At 44.3% G+C, this 14,987-nt stretch carries 15 protein-coding genes; 6 read left to right on the plus strand and 9 right to left on the minus strand.

The features are described from left to right. Window positions 1-6: 6 nt before the first annotated feature. Window positions 7-807, plus strand: coding sequence for a pyruvate, water dikinase regulatory protein (locus AC58UU_RS35315; protein WP_497322168.1), 801 nt, complete (start codon window positions 7-9; stop codon window positions 805-807). 83 nt (window positions 808-890) lie between these two features. Here AC58UU_RS35315 and AC58UU_RS35320 read toward each other — a convergent pair whose 3' ends face one another. Beyond that, window positions 891-1,082: a hypothetical protein gene (locus AC58UU_RS35320; RefSeq protein WP_047679978.1), complete on the minus strand. Its 192-nt coding sequence runs from the start codon at window positions 1,080-1,082 to the stop codon at window positions 891-893. Between the two features lie 243 nt (window positions 1,083-1,325). On the opposite strand from AC58UU_RS35320, the gene AC58UU_RS35325 reads away from it, so the two are divergent. From AC58UU_RS35325 to AC58UU_RS35345, 5 genes are all read left to right on the plus strand, one after another. After that, on the plus strand, window positions 1,326-3,158 hold the full coding sequence (locus tag AC58UU_RS35325) for an assimilatory sulfite reductase (NADPH) flavoprotein subunit (protein WP_497322169.1): 1,833 nt from the start codon (window positions 1,326-1,328) through the stop codon (window positions 3,156-3,158). 38 nt (window positions 3,159-3,196) lie between these two features. Continuing rightward, entirely contained in the window at window positions 3,197-4,918 is a 1,722-nt protein-coding gene (gene cysI, locus AC58UU_RS35330; protein WP_497322170.1) for an assimilatory sulfite reductase (NADPH) hemoprotein subunit, read from the plus strand. 239 nt (window positions 4,919-5,157) lie between these two features. Continuing rightward, window positions 5,158-5,487 (plus strand): ArsR/SmtB family transcription factor, encoded by a 330-nt coding sequence (locus AC58UU_RS35335; RefSeq protein WP_497322171.1) that lies wholly within the window; start codon window positions 5,158-5,160, stop codon window positions 5,485-5,487. A gap of 18 nt (window positions 5,488-5,505) precedes the next feature. Continuing rightward, window positions 5,506-6,015, plus strand: a complete 510-nt coding sequence (locus tag AC58UU_RS35340; protein WP_171689946.1) for an SRPBCC domain-containing protein — start codon at window positions 5,506-5,508, stop codon at window positions 6,013-6,015. 476 nt (window positions 6,016-6,491) lie between these two features. Next, window positions 6,492-6,641 (plus strand): aspartyl-phosphate phosphatase Spo0E family protein, encoded by a 150-nt coding sequence (locus AC58UU_RS35345; protein ID WP_084160547.1) that lies wholly within the window; start codon window positions 6,492-6,494, stop codon window positions 6,639-6,641. A gap of 69 nt (window positions 6,642-6,710) precedes the next feature. Here the strand turns inward: AC58UU_RS35345 and cydS are convergent, their stop codons facing one another. From cydS to AC58UU_RS35385, 8 genes are all read right to left on the minus strand, one after another. Beyond that, on the minus strand, window positions 6,711-6,809 hold the full coding sequence (cydS, locus tag AC58UU_RS35350; protein WP_376769369.1) for a cytochrome bd oxidase small subunit CydS family protein: 99 nt from the start codon (window positions 6,807-6,809) through the stop codon (window positions 6,711-6,713). Between the two features lie 5 nt (window positions 6,810-6,814). Then, window positions 6,815-7,846 (minus strand): cytochrome d ubiquinol oxidase subunit II, encoded by a 1,032-nt coding sequence (locus AC58UU_RS35355; protein WP_497322173.1) that lies wholly within the window; start codon window positions 7,844-7,846, stop codon window positions 6,815-6,817. After that, complete coding sequence (locus tag AC58UU_RS35360; RefSeq protein WP_497322174.1) at window positions 7,843-9,186, minus strand: cytochrome ubiquinol oxidase subunit I; 1,344 nt, start codon at window positions 9,184-9,186, stop codon at window positions 7,843-7,845. The genes AC58UU_RS35355 and AC58UU_RS35360 overlap by 4 nt, the downstream gene beginning before the upstream one ends. Before the next feature lie 367 nt (window positions 9,187-9,553). Continuing rightward, complete coding sequence (locus tag AC58UU_RS35365) at window positions 9,554-9,877, minus strand: luciferase domain-containing protein (RefSeq protein WP_497322175.1); 324 nt, start codon at window positions 9,875-9,877, stop codon at window positions 9,554-9,556. 31 nt (window positions 9,878-9,908) lie between these two features. Next, complete coding sequence (locus AC58UU_RS35370) at window positions 9,909-11,285, minus strand: MFS transporter (protein WP_497322177.1); 1,377 nt, start codon at window positions 11,283-11,285, stop codon at window positions 9,909-9,911. A 59-nt stretch (window positions 11,286-11,344) separates the two neighbouring features. Next, complete coding sequence (locus AC58UU_RS35375; protein WP_497322178.1) at window positions 11,345-11,914, minus strand: TetR/AcrR family transcriptional regulator; 570 nt, start codon at window positions 11,912-11,914, stop codon at window positions 11,345-11,347. Between the two features lie 148 nt (window positions 11,915-12,062). Then, window positions 12,063-13,505, minus strand: coding sequence for a MocR-like pyridoxine biosynthesis transcription factor PdxR (gene pdxR, locus AC58UU_RS35380; RefSeq protein ID WP_497322179.1), 1,443 nt, complete (start codon window positions 13,503-13,505; stop codon window positions 12,063-12,065). Between the two features lie 227 nt (window positions 13,506-13,732). After that, a complete protein-coding gene (locus AC58UU_RS35385) occupies window positions 13,733-14,965 on the minus strand; it encodes a cysteine desulfurase (RefSeq protein ID WP_497322180.1) in 1,233 nt (410 codons plus the stop codon). Between the last annotated feature and the right edge of the window lie 22 nt (window positions 14,966-14,987).

A 14,987-nucleotide genomic window follows, 5' to 3' on the forward strand; every position in this document is an offset into this window, starting at 1 on the left:
TCACGGGTGGAGGAGAAATTCCATACGATATTCGTTTGTTCGGACTCGGTTGGAGAAACAGCAAACACGGTTGTTCAAGCTACAATTCGTCAGTTTAACGCCAGTCGAGTTCATGTAAGGCGTTTTGGAACTATGCGTACGGAGGAAGAAATCCGAAGTATGATGGAGGAAGCTTCCCGACTAGGCAGTTTTGTTGTTTACACGCTTGTTCTTCCGGAATTAAGAGAGATGATGCGTCAAGAAGCAATTCGCTTAAACGTGACCAGCATAGACATCCTAGGTCCAGTTATGCAAGCTTTCATTGATACTTTTAATGATTCTCCCAAAAGGAAAGCAGGGTTACTGCACCAAATGGACGAAGAATATTATAAGCGGGTCGAAGCGATCGAGTTTGCTGTTAAAAGTGATGACGGTAAAGACACAAGTGCATTAAAGCAAGCTCATATTGTTCTGTTGGGCGTTTCAAGGACGTCGAAAACACCGCTAAGTATTTATTTGGCGCATAAAGGATATAAAGTAGCCAACTATCCATTAGTTCCGGAAGTAAAGCCTCCGCAAGGGTTGTTTACGCTTAACAAAAGCAAATTGATCGGATTGACAATGAGCGCTGAACAGCTTGTGAAGATCCGTACAGAACGGCTGAAAGCAGTTGGGCTGCCATTTGGCGCTAAATATTCGGCGTTAGAAAGAGTGGCGGAAGAGCTGGAGTATGCATTCGGCTTGTATAAGCAGCTTGGATGTACCGTAATCGATGTCACTGAAAAAGCCATTGAGGAAACGGCTGGTATCATACTGGACGCCATGTAACCGCGAATACTTGGTTTAATAATAAAATGCGAAACGAACTTTAGAAGGAATTCTAGAGGTTCGTTTTTTTGCTATTTTTTCGCTTATTTTCGGTCGTTTGGCCGTCGCTTCAAGCCGCTTAAACTGATCGGTTTTTCAATTTCCGCATAGTTATCATCGATATCACTACGAATCGAATTCAGCAGATGAAGAGCGTGGCTTCTTTCGTCGTACTCAGGAATCAATTGGATCAATTCTTCCAACCGTTTTAATCTCGTTTCTGTAACAAATCTCATTAGCGAAGCTCCCTTGCTTAAATCCTGTATCCTATACTATTCGTCTATGACTGTTTATATCGGTCTATACTTTTGACATCCGGTAATAGGTATTTATCCCTTTATCAGTATTACTGATAGATCATATAAAATCATTCTAATTGACCTATTTCGACATACATGATAGTTTCAAGAGAGTGAAAATAATGAGAAAAATGTAATATAGGAAATAATATCATTGCAGGCTATGAGAGGTGGATATTCTTGGTACTTCAAGTAACAAACAGTCCTTTTAATCAGGAACAAGTAGAATTACTTAATCGATTACTTCCTACACTAACGGAATCACAACGAATCTGGCTGAACGGGTATCTTGCAGCACTTCAGGGATCGGCTGTAGTGACGGCTTCTGGTGCAACTCCTGTAGCTCCCTTAGCGACTTTGGCGGCGAATGCGCCGGTAATCTCCAAAGAAGTGACCGTGCTCTTCGGATCACAGACAGGGAAATCTCAAGGGTTAGCGAAGAAAATGTCCAAAAAGCTAGAAGAGCTAGGCTTTCAAGTAGTGCTCTCCTCGATGGCAGACTTTAAACCGAATAACTTAAAAAAGATTCAAAACTTGCTTGTTCTAGTGAGTACCCACGGAGAAGGAGATCCACCGGATAACGCGATTTCCTTCCATGAGTTCCTTCATAGCAAGAGAGCTCCTAAATTGGAGGATCTACGGTTTTCCGTGCTTTCGCTTGGAGATACATCTTACGAGCTTTTCTGCCAAACAGGTAAGGATTTCGACAAACGTCTGGAAGAGCTTGGCGGCAAACGCCTTGCGCCGCGTGTCGACTGCGACGTGGATTTCGATGAGCCAGCAGCAGAGTGGATGAATTCCGTTTTAGGCTCTTTAAGTGAAGCTTCAGCGGGCTCGACTGTTGTAAGTGGCATTGGATCAGCGGTTGAAAGTGGCACTGAATCCGAATATTCGAGAACAAATCCGTTCCAAGCTGAGGTTCTTGAGAATTTGAATCTGAATGGCCGTGGATCGGACCGCGAAACCCGCCACATTGAGATCTCCTTGGAGGGGTCCAATCTTCAATACGAACCGGGTGACTGTTTAGGTATCTATCCGGAGAACCACCCACGCCTTGTGGACGAATTGATCGAAACAATGGGCTGGAAATCCGAGGAACTTGTTACTATTAATAAGAATGGCGAGAAGCGTTCATTGCGCGAGGCGTTGCTTCATAATTATGAAGTTACTGTATTAACGAAGCCATTGCTTGAGCAAGTGGCAAAGCTTACTTCAAGCAATGGGCTGCAAGAGCTGTTGGTTGCAGGACGTGAGCAAGATCTTAAATCGTACATCAATGGGCGCGATTTATTAGATCTGGTGCAGGATTACTCCCTTAAGGGTGTTCCCGCGGGCGAATTTGTAGCGATCCTGCGGAAGATGCCTGCTCGTCTGTATTCGATTGCAAGCAGTTCCAAAGCTTTCCCGGATGAGGTTCACGTTACCGTCCGTACGGTGCGTTACGAAAACCAAGGTAGAGAACGTTACGGCGTGTGCTCCGTACAGCTCGCTGAACGAATCAAGTCTGGCGAAACGCTGCCGGTTTACATTCAAAACAACCCAAATTTCAAGCTACCTGAAAACTCGGAAACACCTATCATTATGATCGGACCTGGCACGGGCGTCGCTCCGTTCAGAGCCTTTTTAGGAGAAAGAGAAGAGACTGGGGCCGAAGGTAAATCATGGCTCTTCTACGGTGATCAGCACTTCTCCACAGATTTCCTTTATCAGATTGAATGGCAAAAGTGGCTTAAAGATGGCGTGTTGACGCGCATGGATGTTGCGTTCTCCCGCGATACCGACCAGAAAGTATATGTGCAGCATCGGATGCTTGAGAAGAGTGCCGAGCTCTATAAATGGCTTCAAGAAGGGGCAGTCGTGTACGTATGTGGTGACGAAAAGAAAATGGCACACGACGTCCATGCGACCCTAGCAACAATTATTGAACAAGAGGGCGGTTTCAGCTCGGAAGAAGCAGCGGAGTATTTGACCCGTATGCAACAGCAAAAACGTTATCAGAGGGATGTTTACTAAGTTCAAATCCCAAAGATCGCGAGAGGAGAAAGGCCAATATGTCAGAAAACAATTTACTTTCAAAAAACAGTGCGCCGCACAGCGAAGTAGAACACATTAAAATAAGAACCAATTACTTGCGGGGGAGTCTCGAAGAGACTCTGAAAGACGCAATTACGGGGTCCATCCCCGAGGATGATAACCGTTTGATGAAGTTTCACGGAAGCTACATGCAGGATGACAGGGATCTGCGCAACGAACGGCAGAAGCAAAAGCTAGAGCCGGCTTATCAGTTCATGCTGCGTGTGCGTGCTGCTGGCGGAGTCGTTACGCCAGAGCAATGGTTGATGATGGACGAGGTCGCACAGAAGTATGCAAACGGTACGATCCGTCTGACGACTCGTCAATCTTTCCAACTTCACGGCGTGCTGAAGTGGAATTTGAAGAAGACGATCCGTGAAGTGAATGATTCGTTGTTAAGCACACTCGCCGCGTGCGGTGACGTTAACCGAAACGTCATGTGTAATCCGAATCCTTACCAGTCGGATGTGCATGCTGAAGTATACGAATGGGCCTGCCGCGTTAGCAACCATCTTGATCCACAAACCAAAGCCTATCACGAGATCTGGCTTGACGGCGAAAAGGTAGTGGACAGTCAAGATGGCGTAGAGCAAGAGCCGATCTATGGAAAAGTGTATTTGCCGCGTAAGTTCAAAATCGGTATTGCAGTACCGCCTTCCAATGATGTGGATGTCTTTTCGCAGGATTTGGGTTTCATTGCTATTGTTGAAGATGGACGTCTGAAAGGCTTCAATGTATCCGTCGGTGGCGGTATGGGGATGAGCCATGGCGATCCGTTGACTTACCCGCAAGTAGCCCAAGTGATCGGATTCATCACGCCGGACCAATTGGTCGATTTGGCAGAGAAGACGGTTACGATTCAACGGGATTATGGCGATCGTTCTGTGCGGAAACATGCACGTTTTAAATATACGATTGATGACCGCGGCATTGATTGGTTCGTTGGTGAACTAACCGCTCGTTTAGGTTGGAAGCTCGAAGCGGCGCGTCCATACCATTTTGATCATAATGGAGATCGCTATGGCTGGGTGAAGGGAAGTAACGGGAAATGGCATTTCAACCTGTTTATTCAAAACGGTCGTGTTAAAGACGAAGATAATTACCTGCTGATGACCGGACTACGTGAAATTGCCAAAGTGCATACTGGGGACTTCAGACTTACGGCGAACCAGAATCTGGTGATCGGTAATGTGAGCACTCAGAAGAAGAAAAAGATCGAAGAGCTGATCAAAGAATATGGTCTTGCGGATGGACTTCAGTACTCCGCATTGCGCAGAAGCTCTATGGCTTGCGTGTCTCTGCCGACTTGCGGTATGGCGATGGCTGAAGCCGAGCGCTACCTTCCCGACTTAATCGATAAAATCGAGCCGATGTTGGAAGAAGCCGGTTTAGGTGATAAAGAGATCGTCATTCGCATGACCGGTTGTCCGAATGGATGCGCCCGCCCAATGCTGGCGGAAATCGCGTTCATTGGTAAGGCACCAGGCAAATACAACATGTATTTGGGCGGTGGGCATTCCGGAAACCGACTGAACAAGTTGTATAAGGAAAACATCGGAGAAGCGGAGATTCTGGAGTCGCTGCGACCGATTGTTAATCAATACGCGAAGGAACGGCAAGATAATGAGCATTTCGGCGATTTTGTTATTCGCGCCGGCTATGTGAAAGAAGTCCGTTCCGGACAAGACTTTCATTCGTAAAATCAGGTTAACTAATTTCAATTATTGGAAATAGAAAGAAGTGCGTTCACTTAGACGCACTTCTTTTTTTTGCCTCTGTTTTGATTTTATGGTTGATTTTACAAACTCACAAAATTAATTCCGCAATATTCCTTGACAGGAATATTCACTTTGAGGTATATTGTAAATAGAAATAAGGTAACTTGCTAACGAAACGAGGTGGCCTGACATGACTAGAACTGGAACAGGAAATCACCATCATGGATAACACAACATTTAACGCACTGGCCGAACCCAACCGTTTACGCATTGTTGAACTCCTGTTAGAAGGTCCCTTGACAGTAGGGGATATCGCCGATGGCCTTGGGCTTCGCCAACCTCAAGCCTCGAAGCATTTACGTGTCCTGCTGGAGGCCGGACTAGTCGAGGTGCAGGCTGTTGCCAATCGCCGGAACTACAAACTTCGCTTGGAACCATTTCAAGAACTGGACACTTGGCTTGAAACCTATCGCAGTGTCTGGGATGAACGACTTGACGCTCTAGAGAATTACCTGCAGAAGCTGAAAGACAAACAAAACAAACAAAACTAAATTTTAGGAGGATTTTCAATGTCAAACAAAATGATTTCTAAGGTAGAGGGTCAGGAACTAATTTTGGAGCGTGTTTTTAACGCGCCGCGCGAGCTTGTATTCAAAGCATTCTCCGAGGCTGAGCATTTAAAGCACTGGTGGGGACCTCGCGGTTGGACGCTTACAGTTTGCAACGTCGATTTTCGTCCGGGCGGTATCTGGCATTACTGCATGAAGTGTATCGATCAGAACCAAGGGGATTTTTACGGATACGAATCTTGGGGCAAAGCAGTCTATGATGAAATCGTTGAGGCGGAGAAAATCATTTACGTCGATTACTTCTCGGATGCCGAAGGGAATGAAACGGAGGGTATGCCGTCGTCTCACGTAACAATGACTTTTGTAGAATTTGAAGGCAAGACGAAGCTTGTCAGCCGTTCAAAATACGCTTCACCCGAAGCACTCAAAACCGTCATGGAAATGGGAATGGAGCAAGGAATTACTGAAACTTGGGATCGTCTCGAAGAGCATCTGCAATCCATTCAATAATCTCTTATCACAAGGCCGTCCGGCATATAGCTGGCGGCTTACTTTTTTGATTAGTGGGTTAGCGACGTAGAAAGGCAAGTTGTATGGAGTACAACAATTCCCTTGATTTCTGCTTGGTAAGCTAAGAATATTGTATGTTATACAACAATTTAGTCTTTTTATAGGTTGTAGAGCTATTTTAGGCTGGAATTTTTGTATTTTTTTACAATCTTCGCGTGGATAAACACGGATTAGCTTGCTTATTGCTGTATAAAATACAACTTTGTCGTTCCATCCAACCATGTTCGATCATGTTAGTTACCCCTCAACAGCAAATGACATTAAGACGCAAAAAAACAGAAATATTATTCTATGTTGAAATAATATTTCACAAATTTGTCATAAAGTTTGTCCACCCAATCATTACCTTTTACAGCTTCCTGTTTTATAATAGGTATACAAACCATTATTGAACAGAATTGGTGTGAATAAGTGATATGGAACTACTACTATTAGAAAAAATCGAAGCATTACGCATTGAAATGATAGAAGAGGCGTATATACGCGGAAGTTTAACGCATGAGAAAGTAGTAGATCTTAGTCAAAAATTAGATGAATATATTGTTAACTTTCAAGAGTTAAAATGATAGTACTTTCATAGAGAATGGACCAGGGGATATGCAACTGCATATCCTCTTTTTTTTAGTTAAGTTCGATTATAACTTATCCTGCCCTCTTGAGAACATCATGAATAAGATCCCGAGGGAAAACGCCACAAGTAGAAGAGGCGCAATCATAAGCAGAAAGAAATCCATAATCATCACCCTTTCTTGGAGGGATTCCCTCGCACATATTCAGCATCGAACAGGAACAGGCGCATCAGTAGAACAAGTGATGGAATAAGCAGACATAATCCAGCAAGGAAAACGACAATTAGCGAGATAGCCATAGCATCGTTCGTGAAATTCTGGTGAATGGTAATGAACGGATAAAGGATATAGGGCAAGTGGGAAGCTCCATATCCGAAGAAGGCAAAGGCGAATTGCAGCATAACAAGTATAAAAGCCCAGCCAAAGCTTTTTCGTTTGAAAATCAGATAGACCGCAGCCAAGAAGCATAGTAACGAAGCAACGAACATCCAAGACAAATCAAGCATAGCTTGAAAATGCTCCGGATTGTGCCAGCGAATAGCGAAAAAAACAAATATACTGCACACGATTGTTGGCGGACTCCAACCTAGTGCGTAGCTTCGGACGATTTCTAGTGCTTCATAATCCTGCGCTTTGTTGGCATAGTAGGAAAGAAACATCGCAGAAATGTATAGAACACTAACAAGTGCAAGCAGTACAACCGACCAGGAATAGGAGCTTGTGAAGAGCTTGCTAAAGTGTAAAATAACCTTGCCATTCTCCTCTGTCATATAGCCACCTTCCGATATCGTCAGGACGGTCGATAAGGAAGCAGGAATGAGGAGGCCGGTTGCTCCATACAAAAATGTATACAAGTGGCTTTGTTTTTGCATTTGTCCATATATACTAAAAGCATAGTAAGAGCCGCGTATCGCAAGTAGAACAATAGCGATGCTGCCAGGCACCAAAAGGGCTGTTCCAAAGTAATACGAGCTATCCGGAAAGAAACCGACTATGCCGACAAAGAAGAAAACGAGGAAAACATTGGTTACTTCCCATACGGGTGATAGGTAACGTTTGATGATGTTTTCAACGAGATGTTTTTTTCCAGTAGCGTAGGAGTAATAGCTAAAGAAACCAGCCCCGAAATCAATAGACGCAACGATCAGATAGCCGTACAGAAATACCCATAGGACCGTAATGCCGATTAACTCGTACTTCATTGTGTAGGTCCCCCCTCAATACCTCTGCTCTTAAGTTCTTCTTGTACATCACTATTCTTGAACATTTTCCTAAGCACTTTGACCAAAGTTAATCCAATCGCTACATATAGGATGCAGAATAAAAGGAGCATCAGATCCACATGTGTGGAGGTGGTCGCTCCATGGACGGTCTTCATATAACCTCGAAGTATCCAAGGCTGTCGGCCTACCTCAGCATAAATCCAACCCAATTCAATCCCCAAAATGGCAAGGGGGCCAGAAAGGACGATCAACTTCAACAGCCAACTTGGATATTGGACACTCTTTAATTTGTAAACCATCCAAACAGATGCCATAGAAAGTACTGTAAGGAAGATGCCTATCGTGACCATCGAATCAAAGTAGTAATGAACAATAAGTGGGGGACGCTCAGCAACAGGTGTTTCATTTAAGCCTTGAACTTCGGAATTCGGGTTATCGTGAGCTAGAATGCTTAGGGCGAATGGGATTTTTAACCCGTATTTAATCTGATGATCTTCTGTTAAAATCCCCCCTAGAACAAGCGGCACCTGTCTAGCCGTCTCAAAATGCCATTCAGCGGCAGCCAGCTTCTCGGGTTGGTATTTGGCCAAAAATTTCCCGGAAAGATCTCCAATGAGTGCAGTTGTAATTGAAAAAATAAGAGCAGCGATCATCGTCAGCTTGAGTGCTTTACGGTGATAGAGCGAATCGCGCTTCTTAAGCAAAGCAGCGCCGGCTATCGCCGCAAGGACAAAGGCGCTAGTCATATATGCAGAAGAAAGCACATGTGCTACCTTCGTTGGAGTAGCGGGATTGAACATGGCTATAAGCGGCTTAATTTCTGTAATGGAGCCGTTGTTCAGCTTAAAGCCCTGCGGGGTATTCATAAACGCGTTGACGGTTGTGATAAAAAAAGCAGACGCTGAGGATCCGAGCATGACCGGAATACTGAGCAGAAAATGAGTGATGGGCTTGCGGAATCGATCCCAAGTGTATAGATAGATGCCTAAAAATATAGCTTCAAAGAAAAACGCGAAGGTCTCCATAAACAAAGGCAAGGCAATAGCTTGGCCGGCAACGCGCATAAAGCTAGGCCACAGCAGGCTGAGCTGGAGACCTATCGCGGTTCCAGTGACAACACCAACAGCAACGGTAATAACGAAGCCGCGGGCCCAGCGCCGCGCAAGAAGCAGGTAGTAAGGATCGTTTCGCTTAATGCCAGACCATTCGGCGAATGCGATCATGATCGGAATACCGACACCTACGGTAGCGAAGATAATATGGAAGGCGAATGTGAGCTCTGTGAGCATTCGGCTATAAAGCACGGGATCATAAGTCATATGTGATGTACTCCTTTTCAGCTTGAAAATTGCTTGGGAAAGCATTTATTACGAATATGCGATCATCTGTCGGAGCCAGGAAAGAAGCATGAGAGAAGCGACGATGATACAGAGCCATATTAACCATTTCTCTTGCTTTTTGTACTTATCTATATAGATCACCTACTGTAGGGGACAGAATGAATGGTTACATCCTATTAGAATGCCAATATTATGAAATTTTACTCCATGTACTTGATTGCCAATCCGACATTTTGGAGAATAGTAAAAACTATTGATATTCATACATACAGAAAAACCCTCAGGCAAAATGCCTGAGGGTTCTCCATCGACAACAAACTAAAAATAATATGGAGTGCTCTTATCATCATTCATTTCGTTTTGCCACTAGATAATCATACTTGAATCGTAGAAGTTCAATGGCGTTAGTAACATCCTCATTTGACGTTAAATAAACAGATACCCAACCAGAATCAGGATACATATGATGGGGTTGCGCACGCCCTGAAACTATAAGCTGATCACGAAACGATTTTGGCATGAGCAAGTCGACTAGATGATCTCCGTGTAGATGACCAATTTCTTTTCCGATAAACAGAAATTTAATCCCTCCGAAACGGTGTGGCTGCTGAGTTACTTCTGGCCATGAAAGCAATTGGTCGATAATAATTTGTCTCACATTACCATTCATCTTTATGTTCCCTCCCTAATCAATGATTTGTTCAATGTTCTATTGCAACGCTTGGTTTCTTGGTACGGAATTGTAAGTGGTAGAAGAACAAGATCCCCACATGCATTGCGGCAAGAACGAGATAAAAATTGCTGAATAGGTAACTGTTCGGATCGACATTCAACGGATTCCAATTAACGGAGGGACCCTGTGCAACCATAATACCGTAAACGCCTGCAGCTATTCCTTGGGCTATAAAACTGACCATAGAGAAAAGCCCCATCCCCACTCCAATCTGATCTTTGGGCAATGATCTTGAAATGGAATTGGACATTGCAATCTGCAAGAAAGATTGGCCTACATTACCGAAAATCAAGAAGAATGAAATCCATAGCGGCGAGATTCCTGTAAAGATGGACAACAAGACAAAACAGGTAATTAAAGAACTGGAAGCAACAGAGAATAGATAGGAATTACCTTTCAGATCCGCTAGTTTTCCGCCTTTTCTCCCCAGAAGGGCAGAGGCTGCCGCAGCAGGGACCATGGCGAAACCGATCCAATTGGAACCAAGATGATAAACTTGCGAAAACAGAATCGGAGTTAAAAAATACAAGGAAACGCCGATGCCGCTGATGAGAAACGCCAGTGTTATTGCGATGGTATATTTCTTGTTATGAAATAACCGAGGTTGGATAAAAGGTTCTTCAGCGGTACGAATACGTATGATGAAGAGGATTAAGATCGCTAATCCGATAACCAAATACCACAAGGATCGATTCGTGACCCCTAGCAGAAGCAGCGCAATAGATGCGGCGAGTAAGCTTCCGCCAAGCCAATCGAATTTGCGCGGAGCTTGTTTCACTTCATGCTCGAGATATTTTCGATACAGCGGCAGCAATAATAAAATCAATAGGGAAGGCAGAAACAGCCATCTCCAATTCGCAAAGCTGACGACAATCGCGGAAATAACAGGCGCAAGAGCGCTTCCGAGCGCAATCCCGACGGCTGTCATGCTTAATGCGGAGCCTCTCTTTTCAGGCGCAAAATATCTTACAGGGATAATCAATGCAATTGCCGGAATAGCCGCAGCCCCTGCAGATTGCAGACATCTTCCGAGTAGAGCGAACCAGAATGTTTGGGAAACGAGCCCCATTAGAGAACCCGCCGCAAACAACGTCAGACCGAACGTCAATAGGCTCTTCAGTTGAAATCTGTCCGCCAGCTTCCCATAAGTCACGGTTCCAAACGCGTAGATAAGCGTATAGGCGGATGACAGCCAGCTCACCTGAGCAAGGGTAAGATGAAACTCCTCGCTGATTTGCGGGAGCACAACGTTAAACATTAGGGCGCTCATCGATGACATCATAACAGTAAACATCAATAATCGCATTAAGATAGGACCTTTTTGCAGCATTGTTTCAGAATTCATGGTTTATCGCTCCTTTGTATGAATGCAAGTACATACTTGCATTGCGGTTTATAAAAAAGCTAGGGAGTTAATGCCCTAGCGAATATCCGCACGCTTTCTTCAATAAATTCGTCCAAATCTATGTGGGAAAAGTTGCTATTGAACGCACCATGATTCATCAACATGAAAGCATATGCCTGTATGTCAGGTTTTGAAGTTATCACTTTACCTTGCTCAGACATGGAAACCAAATAATTCGTTAAAAGCTTCCGAAGTTCCTGAGGATGGCGGTGGGCCTCTTGATATACTTCTGGAGGGAGGCTGCTGCTTCCTTTTTGAATGATCTGAAACAGTTTTCTATTCCGATTCATGAGATAATGATACTTGCGGCTAATTATAAGAAGGTCCTCATGTAGCTCACCTGTCAGAGATTCGTTAAAAAGCTTAGTCATCTCTAAGGCATAGTGATAACGATTGAAGGCAGCTGTTAGCAGCTTCTCTTTCGTTCCGAAATGGCGAAATAACGTGACTTCGTTCACTCCGGCAACAGCAGCGATTTCCTTAGTTGTCGTACCATCATACCCTTTTTCTGCCATGAGATCGATTGTTGATAATAGAAGTTTATCACTCGTACTTTGATTGTTGCTCATTTATCTACCCTTCTTTAATGCAAGTACTTGCTTACATTTCATATTGTATGAGAGCCATGCTGCAATGTCAAGGACTGGAAGCACAAATTTTTAAAATAATAAACTGCCCTTCCTATGTAAATAGCGAAGGGCAGCTTTCATAATCCTATTAACATTTCTGTGTTAATGCATGAAAAGCCTGAGCTAGTTTGGATATGCCAGGAGCGATCTCATCCATAGAGGGACGAGCAAAGCTTAATCTCAGATGTCCAGGCTCAGAGCCAAATACGGTTCCTGGCATAAACACAACCCCTCGTTTTATCGCTTCCTCCAATAACTTCTGATCGTCAAGCTTGTCCTTGATGGTGCACCATATATTTAGACCTCCTCGAGCGGGAGTAAAGCTGATTTGGTCAGGTAATTCTTGCTGAAGGGATCGAATCATGAGATGCTGCTTCAGAGAAAGGGAGTCTCTTAGGAAGTGCGTATGTTTATCAAACAAATCCGATCCTAGAAATTTATTAGCAAGCCACTGCGGGACAATGCTTAGGCCAAAGTCCATTTGCTGGCGAGCATCCGCTAATCGTTGTACGACAGCCTGGGGAGCTACCAACCAACCGATCCGTAATCCTGAAGCTGCAACCTTGGATAAAGAGCCGACATAGAGTACGGAACCGTGAGTATCGATGGATTTCAACGTATCAGGAGGACAATGATCAAAGGAAGTAAGGCTGAAAGGATCATCTTCTACGATGGGAATACCGAGTTCAGCAGCGATCTTCAGCAAAGCCTCTCTTTTAGATGAATGAAGGATCGTCCCTGTTGGGTTCTGATAGTTCGGATTCAAAAAAATCATGCGAATGCGATGTTGGCGGTACAAAGTCATAATGTCTTCGGGATCGATGCCATCTTCTTTTACGGGTAAGCGAAAAATGCGGAGCCCGGCAGATTGGAACATGGACAAAGAATAGTAATAAGACGGGTCTTCAATGGCAACCGCATCCCCAGGAGCTAACAAACATTGCATAATCAAATACAGAGATTGCTGTGAGCCGGAGGTGATAAGGATGGAAGCTTCTGTCGCTCGAATACGTAATCTTTCCTCCAGAAAACCTACAAGAGTCTCTCTAAGCGGCAAATACCCACTCGGATCGTCATATCCTAAGTAGGCTTCGAAAGGAATGTCCCTCATTAATTGCTTAATCGCATCATTAGGGAATAAGTCGGCAGATAACTCGCCACTAGCAAAGTCAATGATCGATTCTCGTTCACGTAGAACCTCACGGACCCGGCGGATATAGGGAAGATTGGGGGCAAATGTGCCACCTTCGACATATTGACGCCAATTAGGTGTTAAATTGGGCCTAATACCCCAAATATGGTTGCTGACCATGGTACCGCTTCCGCTGATACTTTCGACTATTCCTCTTGCACGTAATTCCTCATAGGCTTGTACGACGGTGCTTCGGTTTACTTCCAGTCGTTCGGCTAGCTTACGTTCAGAAGGCAAGAAACTTCCGGGCGGATATTCGCCATGTATAATACTCCTCTCCATCTCATCTGAGATCTGTTGATAGAGAGGTTTTTTACTCGTTCGGTCAGGTTTGCGCATGTATACCACCATCTTTGAGAAATATCAATTTATTCCATAGTATAATACAGTTCACGAATTCGTTGTTGAACTCTCGAGTAGAATATTTGACAAACTCGCTAATCTTTTAATAATGGTGGGGATAAAATGTGCAAGAATGAAGAAAGGGTCTGGTTATTATTCACGTGATAATTGAAAAATATTCCATGGAATTCGCAGTGGAGTAACCGCACAATTCCAACAAATTGTCATTGAGATACGTATTTGAAATAAGATATTGCCCGCTTTAAACCCTTTATGAGAGCATCAATGTCTTCTTCCGTATTGTAAATATAAAAACTCGCACGTGCCGTGGACGAAACATTAAGCCATCTCATCAAAGGCTGGCAGCAGTGATGGCCCGCTCGAATGGCAATTCCTTCCGAGTCCAGAACGGTTGCGAGATCATGGGGATGCACGTCTGACACATTAAAGGTGATTAAGCCGCTTCTAAGTTCTGGCTGCCTTGGGCCATAGATCGAAACTTCTTCAATCAATGAAAGCTGCTCCAATGCATAGTTGACCAGTTGATTCTCATGCTGACGAATGTTAGTTAGCCCGATTTGTTCTAGGAAATCGATTGCTGCACCAAGCCCGATTGCGCCTGCAATATTCGGCGTTCCTCCTTCAAACTTCCAGGGAAGCTCCTTCCAAGTGGATTCGTATAAGTCCACGTGATCAATCATTTCTCCGCCATATTCATAAGGCGTCATTTTTTCCAAGAGGGCTTTCTTCCCATACAGAACACCTATGCCGGTAGGGCCCGCCATCTTATGACCGGAAATGGCCATAAAGTCACAATCCAAATCTTGAACATCCAGCTGAAGATGTGGTGCGCTTTGAGCCGCATCAACGCAAATCACGGACCCATGACGGTGGGCAATTGCCGCAATCTGTTTCACCGGATGAATAGTTCCCATGACGTTGGAAACATGGGTTATGGATACGAACTTGGTTTTCGAAGTGATAGCTTCCTCGACATCTTCTAAGCGAATGGTGCCATCAGGTTGGATGGGAATATAGCGAAGCGTTGCGCCCGTTTTTTTAGCCGCCTGCTGCCATGGGATGAGATTGCTGTGATGCTCCATTAAGGTGATTAAGATTTCATCGCCTTCTTTAAGAAACTCTCTCACATAACATTGAGCGACTAGATTTAATGAAGCAGTCGTTCCACGAGTGAACACGATCTCGGCCGACTCCCTGGCATGGATAAACGATTTGACTTTATCTCTGGCATTCTCATAGGCATCTGTAGCTAATGAACCTAACGTGTGTGCACCGCGATGAACGTTGGAGTTGTAATTCGTATAATAATCCCGTAGCGCTTCAATGACAGCATAGGGCTTCTGTGATGTGGCCGAACTATCTAAATAGACCAGAGGATGTCCATTAACTTGCTGCTTTAAAATCGGAAATTGGTCTCTTATTTCTTGGATATTCATGGTGAAAACACTTCCCTTCAAA

The organism is Paenibacillus sp. JT22N1 (genome assembly GCF_059692155.1).